This window comes from Buttiauxella warmboldiae (assembly GCF_003818135.1).
Taxonomy (GTDB): Bacteria; Pseudomonadota; Gammaproteobacteria; order Enterobacterales; family Enterobacteriaceae; genus Buttiauxella; species Buttiauxella warmboldiae.
In genome coordinates, this window is sequence record NZ_RPOH01000030.1 from 79,115 (window position 1) to 96,303 (window position 17,189).

Annotated in this window: 15 protein-coding genes and 1 other RNA gene; 4 read left to right on the top strand and 12 right to left on the bottom strand. The window is 53.5% G+C overall.

Translation table 11 applies throughout. The features are described 5' to 3' along the window. Positions 1 to 3 precede the first annotated feature (3 nt). The gene (locus EHN07_RS08940) at positions 4 to 390 is read right to left on the bottom strand and encodes a YraN family protein (protein ID WP_425267175.1); all 387 of its coding nucleotides are present in this window, start codon (positions 388 to 390) and stop codon (positions 4 to 6) included. After that, positions 357 to 2,432 (bottom strand): penicillin-binding protein activator, encoded by a 2,076-nt coding sequence (locus tag EHN07_RS08945; RefSeq protein ID WP_124023823.1) that lies wholly within the window; start codon positions 2,430 to 2,432, stop codon positions 357 to 359. The genes EHN07_RS08940 and EHN07_RS08945 overlap by 34 nt, the downstream gene beginning before the upstream one ends. 62 nt (positions 2,433 to 2,494) lie before the next feature. Here EHN07_RS08945 and rsmI point away from each other — a divergent pair, with 62 nt between their 5' ends. After that, positions 2,495 to 3,361 carry a 16S rRNA (cytidine(1402)-2'-O)-methyltransferase gene (rsmI, locus tag EHN07_RS08950; protein WP_124023824.1) on the top strand — a complete coding sequence of 289 codons (867 nt, stop codon included), beginning with the start codon at positions 2,495 to 2,497 and terminating at the stop codon, positions 3,359 to 3,361. Positions 3,362 to 3,460: 99 nt separating this feature from the next. On the opposite strand, the gene EHN07_RS08955 is transcribed toward rsmI, so the two are convergent. The 9 genes from EHN07_RS08955 to kbaZ form a co-directional block, all read right to left on the bottom strand. Continuing rightward, on the bottom strand, positions 3,461 to 5,359 hold the full coding sequence (locus EHN07_RS08955) for an alpha-galactosidase (RefSeq protein ID WP_124023825.1): 1,899 nt from the start codon (positions 5,357 to 5,359) through the stop codon (positions 3,461 to 3,463). A 75-nt stretch (positions 5,360 to 5,434) separates the two neighbouring features. Further along, positions 5,435 to 6,313: a tagatose-bisphosphate aldolase subunit KbaY gene (gene kbaY / locus EHN07_RS08960; RefSeq protein ID WP_124023826.1), complete on the bottom strand. Its 879-nt coding sequence runs from the start codon at positions 6,311 to 6,313 to the stop codon at positions 5,435 to 5,437. A gap of 12 nt (positions 6,314 to 6,325) precedes the next feature. Continuing rightward, complete coding sequence (locus EHN07_RS08965) at positions 6,326 to 7,480, bottom strand: SIS domain-containing protein (RefSeq protein ID WP_124023827.1); 1,155 nt, start codon at positions 7,478 to 7,480, stop codon at positions 6,326 to 6,328. Between the two features lie 303 nt (positions 7,481 to 7,783). Further along, a complete protein-coding gene (nagA, locus tag EHN07_RS08970; RefSeq protein WP_124023828.1) occupies positions 7,784 to 8,917 on the bottom strand; it encodes an N-acetylglucosamine-6-phosphate deacetylase in 1,134 nt (377 codons plus the stop codon). Then, on the bottom strand, positions 8,914 to 9,348 hold the full coding sequence (agaF, locus tag EHN07_RS08975; protein WP_124023829.1) for a PTS galactosamine/N-acetylgalactosamine transporter subunit IIA: 435 nt from the start codon (positions 9,346 to 9,348) through the stop codon (positions 8,914 to 8,916). Before agaF ends, nagA begins: the two co-directional genes overlap by 4 nt. Before the next feature lie 15 nt (positions 9,349 to 9,363). Next, positions 9,364 to 10,233 (bottom strand): PTS N-acetylgalactosamine transporter subunit IID, encoded by an 870-nt coding sequence (gene agaE / locus EHN07_RS08980; protein WP_124023830.1) that lies wholly within the window; start codon positions 10,231 to 10,233, stop codon positions 9,364 to 9,366. Continuing rightward, positions 10,223 to 11,005 carry a PTS N-acetylgalactosamine transporter subunit IIC gene (gene agaW, locus EHN07_RS08985; RefSeq protein WP_124023831.1) on the bottom strand — a complete coding sequence of 261 codons (783 nt, stop codon included), beginning with the start codon at positions 11,003 to 11,005 and terminating at the stop codon, positions 10,223 to 10,225. The genes agaE and agaW overlap by 11 nt, the downstream gene beginning before the upstream one ends. Positions 11,006 to 11,015: 10 nt before the next feature. Beyond that, entirely contained in the window at positions 11,016 to 11,489 is a 474-nt protein-coding gene (agaV, locus tag EHN07_RS08990; protein WP_124023832.1) for a PTS N-acetylgalactosamine transporter subunit IIB, read from the bottom strand. 26 nt (positions 11,490 to 11,515) lie between these two features. Continuing rightward, the gene (gene kbaZ / locus EHN07_RS08995; RefSeq protein ID WP_124023833.1) at positions 11,516 to 12,808 is read right to left on the bottom strand and encodes a tagatose-bisphosphate aldolase subunit KbaZ; all 1,293 of its coding nucleotides are present in this window, start codon (positions 12,806 to 12,808) and stop codon (positions 11,516 to 11,518) included. Between the two features lie 251 nt (positions 12,809 to 13,059). Between kbaZ and EHN07_RS09000 the strand changes: the two genes are divergently transcribed. Further along, positions 13,060 to 13,872 (top strand): DeoR family transcriptional regulator, encoded by an 813-nt coding sequence (locus EHN07_RS09000; protein WP_124023834.1) that lies wholly within the window; start codon positions 13,060 to 13,062, stop codon positions 13,870 to 13,872. A gap of 50 nt (positions 13,873 to 13,922) precedes the next feature. On the opposite strand, the gene EHN07_RS09005 is transcribed toward EHN07_RS09000, so the two are convergent. After that, entirely contained in the window at positions 13,923 to 15,317 is a 1,395-nt protein-coding gene (locus tag EHN07_RS09005) for an MFS transporter (RefSeq protein WP_124023835.1), read from the bottom strand. A 121-nt stretch (positions 15,318 to 15,438) separates the two neighbouring features. Between EHN07_RS09005 and EHN07_RS09010 the strand changes: the two genes are divergently transcribed. Further along, on the top strand, positions 15,439 to 16,368 hold the full coding sequence (locus EHN07_RS09010) for a LysR family transcriptional regulator (protein WP_124023836.1): 930 nt from the start codon (positions 15,439 to 15,441) through the stop codon (positions 16,366 to 16,368). Positions 16,369 to 16,578: 210 nt separating this feature from the next. Continuing rightward, positions 16,579 to 16,955: RNase P RNA component class A (gene rnpB, locus EHN07_RS09015), an RNA gene on the top strand. Positions 16,956 to 17,189: the final 234 nt, after the last annotated feature.

A 17,189-nucleotide genomic window follows, 5' to 3' on the forward strand; every position in this document is an offset into this window, starting at 1 on the left:
ACTTTAAACATCTGCGGTGAACGCGTTGGTTAACCACTCTATTTCATTGCCGGTGAAGGCTAACACATCGAAACGGCAATCCACAGTATCAAAACTTCCCGATGTGCGGGCTAGCCAATATGAAGCCGCTTGCAAGAGCTTATGTTGCTTGCGACGCGTCACGCTTGTGGCCGCGTCACCGAAGAGACTGGAGCGGCGATATCGTACTTCGATAAAAACGATAACGCCGCCGTGCTGCATGATGAGGTCGATTTCGCCGCCGCGAGAGTGGACGTTGGCGGCGATAAAACGCAGCCCTTTGCGTTCAAGAAAGCGGCGCGCTTCTGATTCATAGTGCGCGCCCGCCTGTTGACGACTCAGGAGGCGGGAACGATTTGACCCTGACTGAATTGCAGCCAATTTAATTTCCTGTTGATAACGCAATCCTGACTGGCAGAAAGCGTACCGGTATTGCCATTCACCTGGTAACCAGGCACCTGGCGCATTTGCGAGAAGTGGTTTGCCAGTGACCAGGCATCGACGCCCATTGCATACAGACGAGCCAGCGAGTAATCGTTATGCACGCTGCTCAGCGCCTGCTGCATCAACGACGGGTTGTTGCCCGCCAGCATCGGAATCTCGCTGAACTGCAACCCTTCCATTTCCAGACGGAAATCCGGGCCGTTTATCCCCTGTGAGCTGCGTGAGCTGGCGTACAGCTGCGCCGGACTACGGCTGCCGGTACGCATAGTAATCATTGGCTTGATAAGCGCCACTTCATCGGATGTCGCCACAATATAAGCGGCATCTACGCCACCGGATACGGAGCCGGTAATTTGCGCATCTGTTGGCGGAGCCGGAATAGTCAGCCCGCCAATCGTCACGCTTTCTGCTTGCGCAGGCGCTGCGTTCACGGGCGTGCCGCTTAACGCGATACCTGAACCGCTGTTTATACCCTGCCTCAGCTCGGCCGTGGAGCCGAACTTCTGCTGCAGCACCGTACCGCCGCCAAGCTTCAGCCACTCATCGGCAAAGGCTTTGGTCACTCGGTCACCCAGCGCGCTGCGCGGCACCAGCAGCAGCGGTGCACGGTGCCCCTGCTGCCAGATATGCTCTGCGGCATCACGCGCCTCGTCTTCTGGTGATAGGGCGAAGTAGCAGATATTGGCGCGGTTCTGCACTTTTTCTGGCTGGTTGAGCGCCAGAATATTCAGCGGCGAGGTGGTCGTTGCCAGCCGATCGACATTGTTTTTAAGCAGTGGGCCGACGACTAAAGTGGCGCCATCCTGCTGGGCTTGTGCCAGCAACTGAGCGAGCGGTTGCGTGGTGGTGTCGTAAACTTTAATTTCCGCAGACGGATTAGCCGCAGCGGCTGGCGCTGGAGCCGGCTGTGCCTGAGGCGCTGCCGCTTGTGGAACCCCCGCCGTTTCTGCTGGCTGCTGAGTTAAGTCATCAACGGATGCCGCCGCAGGACTTGCGACCATATCAGGATCGGTTGGCTGCGGTAACGCCGCCTGGGGGGTAGCAACAGATTGTGCGTTAGCATCCGGCGCTGGTGCTGCCGCATTAGATTGCGCTACCGGCGCTGAACCCATGTTTTTCGCCGCTTCAAAACCTTGCTGAATGGTACGACCAAATACCGCAGCCTGCCCGCTTAGCGGCAACAGCAGGGCGATTTTCTCAGTCGAAGCCGGTTTATAATTCTGCATATTGCTTAGCTGAGTGGGCAACGTTTTGGCCCCCGGATTTTGCGGGTAGCGCGTTTGCCAGTCTTTAATCCCGGCTTTCAGCATTTCCGGGTCGTTGCGGTTATCGTTCCATACGCGTTGCAGATCCAGCCAGCCTTGCAGCGTATTTTCGTCTGCATTAATCACCAGCGCATTCATCTGTTCCGGCGTCATCTGCGACAGTGCCTGCCAGGTGCCGTCGATATTTTTCTGATGTGCAGGGCCGCTCAGCATAGGCTCCTGGGCAATATAAGTGCGCAGCAACTCAAGCGACGGACGATTCTGGTTGGTATCGATAACCGCCTGGTAATAGCGCGCCTGCTGATTTTTGTTCAGCTCAGCCAGATTGATTTTTGCCAGCGCGGCGTTAGCGGCGGCGTAATCTTTCTGCGCGACTCTGATTTCCGGCACCAGCAGCTGTTGTTCACGGCGCTGTTCATCACTCATCTCTTTTGGCAGCTGATTGTAGAGATCAACGGCCTGCTGAGTTTTGCCTTCTTTCACCAGCGCATGAATGGCGAGTAATTGCCAGGTGGTCTTGCTATCATCACCGCTTTGCTGCATCTGTTGCAGATAATAGGCGGAATCCGCTGTGGCTTCGCCCTGCATATGCGCGGTTGCCTGATCTGGTGCTTTTGTCGTGGTACAGCCAGCGAATATTAGCGCGGCCAGTACAACCGGCAGACAGCGCCCGGCTTTAGAACGAATAATTTTAGACGGTACCATTCTGTATCCAGTGTAATTTTTATCTCAGTGTTCAATATTAAATCGGCAATACGGATGAAACAATGAAACAACTCGAAACGGCGGCTATTTCTGCCAGCACGCTCTACATCGTTCCGACACCCATCGGTAACCTCGGCGATATCACACAGCGGGCGTTATCCGTGTTGCAAAGCGTTGACCTGATTGCCGCCGAAGATACTCGCCATACCGGTTTGCTGCTGCAACATTTTGCGATTAATGCGCGCATGTTCGCACTGCACGATCATAACGAACAGCAAAAATCAGAAACCCTGCTGGCTAAACTGCAGCAAGGGCAAAGCATCGCGTTAGTTTCTGATGCAGGAACGCCACTGATTAACGATCCCGGCTACCATTTGGTACGAACCTGCCGTGAAGCGGGTATCCGCGTGGTGCCGTTGCCAGGGCCGTGTGCGGCGATAGCTGCATTAAGCGCGGCGGGTTTACCTTCCGACCGTTTTTGCTACGAAGGTTTTCTGCCGGCAAAATCCAAAGGCCGTCGCGACGCGCTTAAAGCGATAGAGCAAGAACCGCGCACGCTCATCTTTTACGAGTCTACCCATCGTCTGCTCGATAGTTTAGATGATATATGCGCTGTGCTGGGCGAATCGCGTTATGTCGTGCTGGCGCGCGAGCTAACAAAAACCTGGGAATCCATTCACGGTGCGCCGATTGGTGAGCTGGCGGCGTGGGTCAAAGAAGACGAAAACCGTCGTAAAGGCGAGATGGTGCTGATTGTTGAAGGCTTTAAAGCGCCTGCCGATGATGCGTTGCCAGCCGATGCGCTGCGCACTTTGGCACTGCTGCAAACTGAACTGCCACTGAAAAAAGCCGCTGCGCTAGCTGCTGAAATCCACGGCGTGAAGAAGAATGCGCTGTATAAATATGCTCTGGAAAATAGCGAGAAATAAGTTATTCCGGGATGCGTATTGTGCTTTTGATTAATCCGGATGAATGAACCCCCCGCAGTCTCAACTGCGGGGGGACTTTTAAATTTAACACTGTGAGTTTTATTTCGCGTCTGTAGCGGGTGTTGCCTCTATCACCAGCGTTTGCAGCGGTTTCAGCGTAACTATAACCGGTTTGCTGTAGTCGCCAGGCAGCGTGATATTTGCGCCATAGATTGGCTTTAGTGTGAATTGTGTCGCTTCACCGTCAGGGATTTCAAAGCTCTTCGTCAAATCCAGATAGTAGTTTTGTTCTTTATCTGACGGATTACGTAAACCAAAGATGGCTTTATTTTTGTTCCACGATGCCCAGCCATAAACGTCGAGCGCTGTTGGATCGCCACCAATCCAGTGGGTATCGACCAGCACGCTACTGTTCGCTCGTGACCATTTCGCAGCATTGGCCAGCGTGTCCCATTTGGCACCGTTGAGCATGGATGGCGTGATATACAGCTCTTGTAGCTGAGTGCCGGTAGCAAAGTAGCTCCAGACCTGATCGGCGAAATCGCTGTCCGTCTGAATTTTCTCTAGTCCAAAATAGGCATTCTCAGCACTGACAATTCCGTGATACATCAGCGAATTTATCGGAAAAAGTGGACCTTTACGTACAATCGAACGATATGTCTCAGCGTCACGATAGGTCATCCATTGTTGTACCGGTGAACCTTTGCCATACACGTTAATATCGTCGCCCTGACGCCAGATAGAGTCGGCATAGAACAACCAGGACGGGCTGGCGTCGGTGCCGGTTGTCAGATTAATAAACAGGTCTTTATTTGCCGTACGCATGTTTTTAATCAGCTCAATTGAGGCATCAAAATCGGACGCAAACTGGCTACCTTTAATCCAGTTATTGGCATTGCCCATACCATCAAGTTTGAACGAAGTAATATGCTCATTGCTGATTAATTTAATAATTTGTTCATTAAAGTTACGGAAATAGTTGGGGCCAGAGAGGGCAAACTTCCCGTCAACAGTTTCAAATCCATTCTCTTTGGCATGGGAGACGCGAATATCGCGTGGTTTGTTATAGCCTCCCCACGGAGATAACCATAAACCAACGGAAGTATGGAAACTGTCGGCTTTATTTTTCACAACGCCAAACCCGTTACTGAACGCCGGGCCAAATAGCCATTTTCCTGTGCGATCGTCCCAGCCATCATCCAGTAAAAAACCATCCAGCTTCACACCGCGCTTTTTAATCAGTTCATCAGCGTAAGCATCCATCCGATTAAGGACATCTTTTTCGCTATAGGTGGTAAAGAAGCCGATATCCATCCAGCTGTTGTAATGAAGATATGGCTGATACGGACGCGGGCGCATAGCATTGATAAATTCATTGAAGCTACGGCGCAGCTGGTTTGTTGCCTCAAAGGTGCCGAAGTAGGTGGTATAGGTAACCGGGGCATCCGTTTTAATCGGTGTTTTTAACCCAACATTCAGATTGGTTGTAGTTTCATAGGCATAAGTATTAACGATGGGCTTTTCCGGCAGGATAAAAAAGCTATCAGCGATAATGGGCGAGCTATTAATGGCTCCATTAACATAAGGTGCTTGTGATTGCCCTTTCGTTGGGAAGAACGTTATTTTTGCAACCTCCTGCGCCTTGCCTTTCGCTTTAATTGTATAGTCGATACTTGCATACTTTTCTTTCAGAACATTCAACACTACGGTGACGGAAAAATCTTTATGGTCATAATCGATATGGATTGAATTATCTTTTTGGCTGATGTTTTTTACTTTAAAGTCGGTTGCGTGGATGACCTTTTCATTTGGAAGAGTCAGAAAGAACAACTCTTTAGGCGCCAGCTTGCTCGCTGAAAGTTTATCCTTAATCACGACTGCAGAATGAGTGCCGTCAAATGAGATGGCGATATTGTTGTTTGTGAGCAGATATTCGGTAGCGAACGCGCTATTGCTAACCAGCAAAAGTAATAACGAGCTTTTAATGATTCTATTCATCTGCGTTTCCTGTCAGGGTATTTTCAAATGCAGGGTGTTATCCATATTTATGGGTAACACCCTGAGCGGAAAAATTTAAAGCGTGGTTTCGGTTGCAGGAATTAATTTATGGGCAGAACCGCAGACGGTGACCTTGCTGCGTACGACTTCTTTCATTGCATCCATTCCCACGCGCATGTAATAACGGGGATCGTTGCCTTCGGGGTTATCGCTAAACCACTTTTTCACCGCGGCGGCGAAAGCGATTTTTAACTCGGTGGCGACATTGACTTTGCACACCCCCAGCTCAATGGCGCGTCTGACATACTCGTCAGGGACATCACTTGCGCCGTGCAGCACCAGTGGGATATCCACGGCGGCACGGATTTCAGCCAGGCGGTCAAAATCAATTTTTGGGCGCTTAGTGTAAAGCCCGTGCGCGGTGCCGATGGCAACCGCCAGACTGTCGATGCCGGTGAGTTCTACAAAGCGGCGGGCTTCTTGTGGATCGGTGAGGAAGGCGCTCTCTTCGTCCACGTCCATATCGTCTTCCACTCCGCCCAGACGGCCTAATTCGGCTTCCACGCTGCAATCATGGCGGTGGCAAAAATCGACCACCGATTTCACCAGACGCACGTTCTCAGCAAGGGGGAAGTGGCTACCGTCAATCATGGCGCTACGAACCCCGGCATTCACTTTACGACTGATATCGGCAAGTGACTCATGGTGGTCAAGGTGCAAGGCCAGAGGCATAGCGTAGCTTTCGGAATAGGCTTCACAGAGTGCGTAAATCTCTTCAAAAGCGATGTGCTTAAAGGTGCCCGGCGTGCCTGCGAGAATAACCGGCGACTGCATCTCCTGGCAGACTTCCAGAATCGCCTGGATAGTTTCGGCGTTGTGAATATTAAACGCCGGGACGGCATAGCCACGGGCCTGCGCATCCTGAAGCAGGTACTTAGTGGAAATAATGCTCATCTTATTCTCCTCTCAGCCTTTCCACGGATGAATAATGACACCTTTTACAACACGGTTGACCGTGCCGCTGGCAGAAGGCGTATCAGGGGTAATGCCTGCTTTGATGGATTCGGTCAGCGCGAAAATCTGCGCATACATCAGGAAGCAGAAAGCCTGCTCAACGTCGATAAAATCACGGGCAGGCGGTAACCAGATATGCGGCCCGGCTTCGACTTGCGGGCACGGCGAAGAGCAGATAGCGACAACGTGCAGGGCTTGCTGGTCGCGGCGCAGTTCAGCCAGTAAATCGAGATCGTACTGGCGGGTATACGGATGGCTTGAAACCATCACCACAACCAGCGTTTGGTCGTTAACCAGTGATTTTGGGCCGTGACGGAACCCGGCTGGAGAGTCATAAAATGCCGCCAGTTTACCTGCCGTTAGCTCCAGCACTTTTAATGCGGATTCACGCGCCACGCCCTGCAGGCCACCGCTGCCGAGGTAAACCACGCGTTTAAAAGGCCCATCGCCAAACACGCTGCCATGGAATTCGCCCTGTGAGGCAATGATTTGTTCACAGCGTCTGGCAACATCCTGGAAAGTGTTGCTGTTAATGATATCTGGCGCAAAGACAGCGAGGCAGCTTGCCATCATGGTGGTGATACTGCTGGTCATGGCGAAGCCGCGATCGTGGGTTTCCGGCGGCATTAACAGCGCCAGCGAATTACCGCTTGTCGCCGCGTTCTGATACAGGCTACCGGCCTCATTGCAGGTGATGATCAGGTGGTAACACTCTTTGACTAGCTGGTTGACCAAATCCACTGCCGCAACGCTTTCCGGGCTGTTACCCGAGCGCGCAAATGAAACCAGCAGCGTAGGTGTTTGTTCGGCTAAGTAATCCAGCGGGTTCGTCACAAGATCGGTGGTGGGCACGGCAACAAAGTTTTTCCCGGTGTGGCGTGACAGCCACGGGGTAATGATATCGCCAATAAACGCGGAGGTTCCTGCGCCCGTCAGGATGATTTTTAACGAGGTGTTTTGCAGCAAAGGCGCAAGGAACGTATCGATGTGGCTGCGCTGATGATCGATATTGTTTAACGATCGCAGCCAGCTTCCCGGCTGTTGGCGGATCTCTTTTTCGGTCCAGGTGGATGTGCCGGAAAGACAGGCAGATTGGGTTTCGCTCATAACTCAGTCCTTAGCAGTGCAGGATCATCGGAAGTAGCACAAAGCAGAAAAGGACAATCTTTCGTTTTGTTTCATTTGCTCAGCTTTATGCTTGAATAAAATCTATAGAAAAGAAAATGAAAGGTCAATGTAATAAAAGAAATAAAACGAAAAATGCGTTCCAGGAAAAGACGGTTTATTATTAATATATTGATTTAAATTAATATTTAATGAATTTAAATAGCATGGATAAATTTAATCGAAAGGAAAAGAAAGATCTGCCAGCGGGGAGATGGCAGACCAAAACGGAGCACAATGAAAGCGCTACAGGGAGAGCGCCTGGCCGTCAGACCAGACGTTGTGCAGTAAAAGCTGCGGGTTAAGCGCAATAATATGGGCGCGTTTACCTACGGCCAAGGAACCTAACTGCTTATCTAACCCGAGCATTTTAGCCGGATGAAGCGACGCCATATGAATGGCATCTGCGGCAGCCACACCGACGTTATTCACCAGGTTTCGTACGGCCGCATCAAGCGTCAGAGCGCTTCCTGCCAGCCCGCCGCTTGCGGTGCGCACGATCCCGTGATGCAGGGTTACCGGGTGCCCGCAAATTGAATAGTTACCGTCAGGCATACCGGCGGCCCTCATGGCATCGGTAATCAGAACAATGCGCGGCCCGGCGCAGGTACAGCTGATATTCATGACGGCCGGGTGCACGTGGTGCCCGTCGGCAATCAATTCCAGCCAGGCACGTTTGTCGGTTAAACCTGCACCCACCATTCCCGGGTTGCGGTGATGCAAACCCGTCATACCGTTAAAGCAGTGCACCAGGCCATCAGCCCCGGCATCGAATGCCTGCATGGTCTCCTCATAACTGGCGGCGCTATGGCCGAGCATCACGCGGATATCACGGCTTTTCAGATGCCTGATAGTGTCCAGCGTCGCGGGTTTTTCCGCCGCTAACGCCACCACGCGCAACGTGTTTTGCGACACGGCTATCAGCCGATCCAGCTCTGCGCTATCCAGCTCGCGAAATAACTCGGGTGGATGAGCACCTTTGTTAAGTGGCGTGAAATATGGCCCTTCGAGGTAGCTACCTAGCACGCTGGCACCTGGCCCGCCGTGAAAATAGCGTTGCGCAATACGCCGCAACGCTCGTTCAATATCGGCAAGCGGGGCGGTGACGGTAGTGGGTAACCAGGCTCCCACCCCTTCCCGCGCTTTGTGCATTGCCAGCCGGTCGAGAGCCGTGGGGTCGTCATCCATGACATCAACCCCATCGCCGCCGTGAACATGAATATCAATGTAAGCCGGGCACAGCAGCTCTGCATCGCGCGCCGTTATTCCTACAGGGATAGGCTCAATGGCGACAATAGTGCCGTTATCGATGCGTAGCTGGTGGTCGTCTCGCCAGCCCTGCTCGGTAAGGAGGCGCCTGGCGCGTAGCAGGGTGGTCATATTCCTTCCTCAACCGCCTCAGCTTCGCGGTAGCGTCCCATTTCATCCACCAGGCTGGTTAAACCACGATGGCCGCATTCCAGAGCCTGAAGGCGGAACTCTTTACTGCTTAGCCCATCGCGCTCCAGCACCATTTCCAGCAGCAATTGCAGGTTGATGCCGGTGATCACTTCGCGGTCCTCTTTCTCCAGCGCCAGGGTGGAGGCCACGCGGAAGGGGGTACCGCCGAGTAAATCGGTTAAAAACACCAGCCCTTCGCTCTCATCTAATGCGCCAATGGCTTCTTCAAACTGAGCCGTGAGTAATGCCGTTGAGGAGGTTTCAGGAAAATCAATGGCGATAAACTGCTCTTGTTCGCCCAGAATCTGCTTCATCGCTTTTTCCAGCCCGCTGGCAAAGCCACCGTGACCGCTAAGAATAATGCTTAACATATTGTTTTCTCTCGATTACAGGAAATGGGCAAATTTCCCGACCACCCCCAGCACGACCGTGATTCCGATCAGACGCAGAGGACTCCAGCCGCGGCGCACCAGCGCATACATGCACAAGGTATAAACCAGCGGTAAGAAAGCCGGCATCAGTTTGTCGATAACGTCGGTTTGCAGTTTTACCACCGCATCACCGGCCGTAATTTCAAGCGTGGTGGCAAGGCGAACGTAGGTAGCCACCAGCGCGCCAATCACCGTCATCCCAACAATCGATGCGGCATGGCCGACTTTACGAGTGTTGGCTTTAATTAACGGGATGGCCGCCACCCCCATGCGGTAAGCGTAGTGAGCAAGCCCAAAGCGCAGGCCAAGGTGTACCACGTTAAACAGCACGATAAAGATCACGGCACCAAGGATCGAACCCTGTAAGGCAAGGCTCGCCCCGATGCCGCCGCAAATTGGCAGCAAGGTCAGCCAGAACATGGCATCGCCAATTCCTCCCAGCGGCGCACCCACGGCAATTTTTGTGCTCTGGATACTGTTCACATCCTGTTTTGAACGCTCCATCGCCAGGATAATGCCGATGACAAAGGTCACGAGGAAGGGGTGCGTATTGAAGAACCCCATGTGGCCTTTCATGGCGCGAGCCAGGTCGTTTTTGTTGGTGTGGATTTTTTTCAGCGCGGGCAGCAAGCCATACAGCCAGCCTGACGCCTGCATACGTTCATAGTTAAATGATGCCTGTAACAGCATGGAGCGCCATGCTACCCGGTTGATATCCTGCTTCGTCAGTTCCGCGCCAATACGCTGGTCTTCATAGACATTGTCATTTTTTTCGACCGCGGCGCTGTCCGCGACGCCTGGCAGAGTCTGTTCGTTAGATCCCATCTTCAAATTCCTCTTGCTTCACGTGTGTAGGTTGCTGTGGCGCCGGGTCTTTACGTAAGAAGTCGATCAATGCCATCGCCAGCGCGGCGGCGGCAATGGCCAACACCGGCAGCTTCAGCCAGGCGGCAGCCACAAAGCCAAGAATGAAATAGGGGATGTAGGCGTTCTTCATCATGATCTTCAGCAGTACGGCAAAACCGATAGCTGGCATGATGCCGCCCGCCACACCGAGTCCGTCAATCAGACGGGCAGGCAGCACGTCAATGGCGGTTTTCGCATGTTCCGCACCGAAATAGATCGGCAGGAAGGCGCACAGGAAATAGAAGATACCGAGCGCCAGCAGCGCCAGGTAGTTCACCCGTTCAATGCCCGCGGTATCGGCGTTAGCCGCCATGCGATCGCAGCGTGCCATGACGCCTGACATGACGGAGAACAAAAAGGTAATCCCCATTTGTACCGCCACGGCGAAGGGGACGGCGATACCGACGGCAACTTCAGGTTTCACCCCGGTCGTGATAGCAAAGGTGGTGCCGACGATGGTGCCGATAATAACGTTTGGCGGCTGCGCACCGGCAAGCGGTGCCAGCCCCATCCAGACCAGCTCCAGCGTACCGCCGCACAAAATACCGGTATGCAGATCGCCAAGAATCAGGCCTACCAGCGGCCCCAGAACCACCGGGCGGTGCATGTGCGTCAGGCCGTTGAACATATCCAGGCCAGCAATAAAGGCCAGAATACCCAAGGCTAACGCCTGTAATAAGCTAATTTCCATAGATATTCCCTCAGAGGAGTTTATAGAGATCCTGCGCGGATTCCGTTGGCACGCCCTGAACAAAACACTCCACTCCGGCCTGTTGCAGACCCTGAAAAGCGGCAATGTCCTGCTCATCGACAGAGACGGTTTTCGCGATCTGTTTTTTGCCTTCTGCGTAGTGCATGTTGCCGACGTTAATCCGCGTTACAGGCACGCCGCCTTTTACTAACGTCAGGAAATCACTTGGGTTTTTACAAACCAGCAGGATTTTCTGGCGGTCGGCTGCGCGGTGAATATTGTCGATAACTTTTTGCAGCGGCCAGAAACGCACCGCGATCCCTTCGGCCAGAACCATCTCCATTAAATTTTGCTGTACCGGATCTTCAGCCACCCGATCGTTGGCCACCAGCACCAGGTTTGCCCCGGAAAAACCGACCCACTGCACGCCGACCTGGCCGTGAATCAGTCGCTCATCAATGCGGCTTAATACAATGTTTGGCATGCTTTTTTCCTCTTATTATCATTGTGTTAATGGGATGCAGAAGCGCCGTGGCAAGCGGCATGGTACTGGCGCAAAACGTCCTGAATATGGTCGATGATGAGTTCATGCGGCGTCGCCGCGATTTTTCCTGCACGGACCTTAGCGTACTGCAGCGGCAGATACTGGCTGATCAGCGGCAAAGGAAGAGATCCTGCAGCCAGACTGGTCACAAGTCTGGAATAGGCTTGATCGATCTCTTGATCCGGCCAGTAATAGCGGACGCGGTCAGAGAAGCTGTACCCGCGCGCCAGACGGCGATCGTGGGTGTTACCGTGATAGTGCTGTTTCCAGTATTCAGGCTGCTCGAGCATCACGCTTTCAAGGACTTCCCGCAGGCCCGAACATTGATGGGCCGGGCGCAATTCGTGCTCGATAGCCGCCAGCGAAAACAGCGCTTCGCGCAGGGCAAAAGTGAGGGCCGGGCCGACTTTCAGAATGGCAAAATGATGCTCAACCAGCTGCCGCAGGGCTTCTGGCGTCTGGTAATCGGTGGAGTGCGCTTCAAACACCAGGGTGTCGAACGCTTCGATCATCTGGCTGAGGGAAAGTGATTTCTCGGGCTGATAATCAATGACCTGGGTGTGATCAAATTCAACCCCCGGCTGTACCACCAGCCCGATAATGCGTGGCCATAGGTCGCTCAGTCCTTGCAGCTCAAAAGCGTGCCGATGGGCTTCAAGCGTCGCTTTCGCTGCCTGCGGCGTGGTCACCGCCAGCTGCGCCAGCGTTTCATGGGCGCCGCCCGGCACCGGCACTTCAGTGCCGATAACGTAAACCAAATCTGAAGCGCCAAACTTTTCTACGCAGGTTTGCTCGGCAATCTTCGCCAGTCTTGCAGCACGCATGGCGACGATGACATCGGTTAACGGGACAGGATCGTCCGCGCAAGACATGCTGCAATCGAGGTGGATCTTTTTGAAACCTGCGGCGACATAGCAGCGAATTAACTCATCGGCGTTGCGCATAGCTTCATCTGCGGGCAATGCCTGCCAGCGGTTCGGGCCAAGATGATCGCCCCCCAGAATCAGATGCTGGCGCGGCAAGCGGTGCTGGTCTGCCAGCTGCTCGACAAAGGTACGGAAATCTTGTGGCGTCATACCGGTATAACCGCCGTGCTGGTCAACCTGGTTGGATGTCGCTTCTATTAACAGGGGGGAACGGGCTTCTCTGGCATGGCGCATTGCCGCTTCAAGAACCAATGGGTGAGCGGAACAGACGGCAAAAATGCCACATCGTGAATCCTGCTTATGGTTGGCCACCAACGCGGTTAACTGTTTCACTTTCCTCTCCGTATGGGTTAATCAGGCTTTTTTCTTTCGATTTGTTTCATTTGATAGTGGATTACGGTGTGATAAAAACAAAACGAAAGTTTATGGAATTGAGATCTGTTTCGCAAAAGAAACGCAATGAAAGCCTTTTTAAGCCGAAAGCTGCGGATTTGGCTCAAAGTGTAAAGACTTGCTTTCCGTGAAAAGAAAGGTGTTAATAGGCGAAGTGAAATGAAACGAAAGGTTTTATGAAAGGGTTATCTATGAATAATACCGGCGCAGCAACGGATAAACGTGTAACAGGAACCAGTGAAAGGCGTGAGCAGATCATTCAGCGTCTTCGTCAACAAGGCAGCGTGCAGGTGAACGATCTGTCGTCATTATTTAGCGTGTCGACGGTCACTATCCGTAACGATCTGGCGTTTCTGGAGAAGCAGGGTGTGGCCGTGCGTGCGTATGGTGGTGCCTTAGTTTGCGATTCAGGTACTCCGGTGGTTGAACCGACGGTTGAGGATAAAAGCTCCCTGAATACTTCGCTCAAGCGCAGTATTGCGCGCGTGGCGGCTGAACTGATCAAGCCGGGCCACCGGGTGATTCTCGACTCAGGGACCACCACTTATGAAATTGCGCGCCATATGCGTAACCATAAAGAAGTGATTGCCATGACCAACGGCATGAACGTGGCGAATGCACTACTCGAGGCGGAAGGTGTGGAACTGCTCATGACCGGCGGGCATTTGCGCCGCCAGTCGCTCTCATTCTATGGCGATCGGGCCGATCAATCCCTGCAAAACTATCACTTCGATATGCTGTTTCTTGGGGTGGATGCTATTGATTTGGAACGCGGTGTCAGTACGCACAACGAAGACGAAGCCAGGCTTAACCGTCGCATGTGTGAAGTGGCTGAACGCATTATCGTCGTGACGGACTCCACGAAGTTCAACCGTTCCAGCCTGCATAAAATTATTGATACCCAAAGAATTCATATGGTTATCACCGATGCAGGGATCCCCGCTGCAAGCCTGACCGGGCTGCGCAAAGGCGGGATTGAAGTGGTTTTGGTTGATGAAGGTTGAGAGTAAAAGCGGTGGATGGTTTTTGCACTCATCCACCATAGGGTTATTATCTACGCCTGTGACAGCTTATATCCCCGCAGCCGGCTAACGCTAAGGATGATGGCTAAAGTCGTTGCGATAACGGCCAGCCACAGGCTGATATGCACCGCGCTGCTTTGCGCGTAAATCGACATAAATACCCCGACAAATGCTGCACCCAGGCACTGGCCGAAGGTGCGCATAATCGCCAGCACGCCCGAGGCGTATCCGCTGTTTTCCCTCGAGGCGTTAGACAGCATTTCCCGGTTATTCGGGCTCTGGAAGCAGCCAAAACCAATGCCGCATATCAGGCTGCGCAAGCAGATATCCCACGCCTGAGCGTGTTCCGGCAGCATCGCCAGCAATGCGAGACCCGCCGCAAAAATACACAAACCTACCGTTGAGATTATCGCGGGCGAGTAGCGGTCGGCTAAGCGCCCGGCGTGTGGCGCGGCCAAAATAATGCCGATGGGCCATGGCGTGAAAAGCAGCGCCGAAATTAGCGCGCTGTAGCCGTAAACGCTCTGGAACAGGAACGGCAAGGCGATAAAGGTGATGCCCTGGCTGACAAACGAGGCCAGAGAAGTGAGCGCTGCCAGTGAAAAGCGCGAAGAGGCAAAAATGTTGAGCGGGAGCAGCGGTTTCGTGACGCGGCGCTGAACCCAGATAAACGCCAGGCTGCTGATAATGGCGGTGCCGCCGAAAGCTATCGCTATTTTCAGGTCATTGTTTCCTGCGTGCGTGAAAGCATCGGCCGCCATCACTAGTGCGCCTAACGCAATGGCCGATAACAACGCGCCTGCGTAATCAAACGGTTCACGCTTTAAAGCGGGATTATTGGGCACCACGCGCAGGGCGAGCAGCATCGCGACAATGCCCAGCGGAATGTTGATCGCAAACAGCCACTGCCAGCTTAATGTCGCAAGTAGGGTGCCGCCGAGGATTGGCGCGATGGCGGTGCTGGCGCCAATCAGCAAGGCGTTCAACCCAAGAACACGGCCAAGCAGGCGGTTAGGAAACACCGAGCGCAAAATTGCCGGGCCAATACTTAATGTGGCGGCACCGCCAATGCCCTGTAATACGCGCATGGCAACGAGCATCTCCAGCGATGTCGAGAGCGCGCAGCCCACGGAGGCGAAGGTGAATACGCTCAGGCCGAAGGTGAAAACTTTGCGAAAACCAAGGCGGCTGGAAAGTGCGGCAAAAATTGCCAGCGTCATTGCCGCGCAGAGCAGATAACCGTTTGCCACCCAAACGGTAGCGGCTTCTGATGCGTTAAGGGAACGGGCGATTTGTGGCAGCGCGATATTGATCATCGAGCCGTCGAACACCGCCATCGCCGCCATGGTCATGACGGCGGCCATCGCTAAACCACGCTCAAAGCCGGGTAAACCTTCATCGCCTGGCCGGTGGGAAAAAAGCGCCATAATTAACATTCTCAATGGTTGTGGTTACCAGAAATATAGCCGCGTGGAAGACATGGCGGAAGACGCAGCATTTGCATTAATAAGCTGCATCAAACGCCTTATCCTGGTTATTATCTAAAATATGAATGAACCTGACCTGAACTTACTTATCGCGCTGGATGTGCTTCTTGCCGAAGGAAGTGTGGCGGGCGCTGCGCGTCGTTTAGGGTTGAGCGCGTCAGCAATGAGCCGCACGTTAAGCCGCCTGCGCGATACCACTGGCGACCCGCTACTGGTACGGGCCGGGCGTAACATGGCCCTGACGCCTTATGCGGAAGAGATTCGCGAGCGCACACAAAATGCAGCCTTTGAAGCTCGTGCGATACTGCGTCCATCGACCAATCTCCTCAATCTTGCCACGCTGGAAAGAAGCTTTACCCTGCGCACCAATGCGGGGTTTATCGAGATCTTCGGCGCGGCACTCATTACCGCAGTGGCGAGCGTCGCCCCTTTGGTGCAGCTGCGGTTTATGTCTAAGCCGGAGAAAACGGCGAAGTATTTGCGCGAGGGGCTAATTGACCTTGAAGTCGGCGTGCTCGGGGATATGGGGCCGGAAATACGCTTAACGGCGCTGTATCGAGATAAGTTTGTCGGCGTAGTAAGAAAAGGCCATCCGCTTGAGTTGGAAAGTGAAATCACGCCAGCAATGTATGCCGCGTTCGGACACGTGGTGGTTTCACGGCATGGCCGTGGCACCGGCCCGGTAGACGCGCTGCTGGCAGAGTTGAATTTAGCACGCAAGATTGCGGCTTTGGTACCGGGATTTCCTGCGGCGTTAGCGGTGGCACAGGCGTCTGAACTCGTGGCGTTGGTGCCAGCGACATTCCTGCTAAATCAACCGGGGTTAAATGGCAATTCAGGGGAAGCAAGGCTTTATGTTTTTGATCTGCCGGTGAAAACTAAAGACATCACCATTTCGTTGATGTGGCATCCGCGTTCGGAAGCCGACCCGGCGCACCGATGGTTGCGGCAGCTGGTGTTGAGTGTGTGTCGGGAAAAGGTGCCGGGATAGCGGTTATAGGGCGGATAGCATCGCGTACTTCGGCCACGTTCGAGAACGCATCGCTGCCGCCATATTGCATACGCTCGCAGAAGCACTGAAAAATGCCTTTGATAATATTTACCTTGCTGCGCGCAATATTGCGGCAACAGTGCTCATCGGCATAAATACGACACGTTAGTAAACGTGACAGCGGCAGCTAAACCTTCTATACTTCGCGCCGAAGCTGACCAGACAGTCGCCGCTTCGTCGTCGTCCTTCTTCGGAAGGAGACAGGCGGAGGGGAGGAAAGTCCGGGCTCCATAGGGCAGGGTGCCAGGTAACGCCTGGGGGGGTAACCCACGACCAGTGCAACAGAGAGCAAACCGCCGATGGCCCGCATGCGGGATCAGGTAAGGGTGAAAGGGTGCGGTAAGAGCGCACCGCGCGGCTGGTAACAGTTCGCGGCACGGTAAACTCCACCCGGAGCAAGGCCAAATAGGGGTTCATAAGGTACGGCCCGTACTGAACCCGGGTAGGCTGCTTGAGCCAGTGAGCGATTGCTGGCCTAGATGAATGACTGTCCACGACAGAACCCGGCTTATCGGTCAGCTTCAACCATTCAACACAGCGCCCGCACGGTGAAAACCGAGCGGGCGTTTTGCTATGCGCAGAAGACAGATGAATGACTGTCCACGACACTCTTCATGGAAAGAAAGCGGCTTATCGGTCAGCTTCAACCATTCAACAGAACGCCCTCGCGCATAAAACACCCATGTTGATGCTGAAAATTCAAGCAGTGTCGCAAGTCGATAGCTCTCGACACGTCACTTTTGACGATGACCTGTTTTTCG